Raw genomic sequence first — 509 nt, 5'->3', positions numbered from 1 at the left:
TATCTTAGCTCACACATGGAGTTCATGATCTTCTTGTATATTCCCTTGAAAGTCGTTTTGTTATAGTAATTTTTATTCTGATCTTTCATCTTATATAGTCCAATGTAGTTCTTTAAATATTTGTCTGATATCCCTCTATATCCATGCAAAAATAATTCAATAGACGAATGCAATCTATTGACCTTATCCAATGTATATCCGTCCTTTTCTTTCTTGCCTGATGGTATCTTAATCCATTTGACTCCTAACTTTTTCATCAGTCCATGATATGAGCGTAAGCTGTCACTGACAACTGTACATTGTGAAGGGATTTTGTCTTTATATATTTCATAGAGATTCTTGGTATGTATTCTTCCTCTTTCTGATACCTGTATCACTTTATTGTTGTGCTCATCTATGGCACAGACAATGTTTCTCTTCTGATCGCTGATTCCTCTTTTCTTCTTTGATTCTTTATCTTCAACTGTTATTCCAGGATGTTTAACATCTGAAAGTTTTTCATCAAGGTA

The 509-nt window shown here is 33.2% G+C and carries 1 protein-coding gene; it reads right to left on the bottom strand.

Going from position 1 to position 509, the window contains the following annotated elements; translation table 11 throughout:
* Positions 1-509, bottom strand: a 509-nt coding sequence (locus B5E48_RS13470; protein ID WP_206407356.1) for a transposase, incomplete at both ends; no start/stop codon positions are given.

It is taken from the genome of Massilimicrobiota sp. An105 (assembly GCF_002161155.1).
In the GTDB taxonomy this organism is placed as follows: domain Bacteria; phylum Bacillota_I; class Bacilli_A; order Erysipelotrichales; family Coprobacillaceae; genus Allocoprobacillus; species Allocoprobacillus merdigallinarum.
This window is presented reverse-complemented; position numbering and strand designations above follow the sequence as displayed.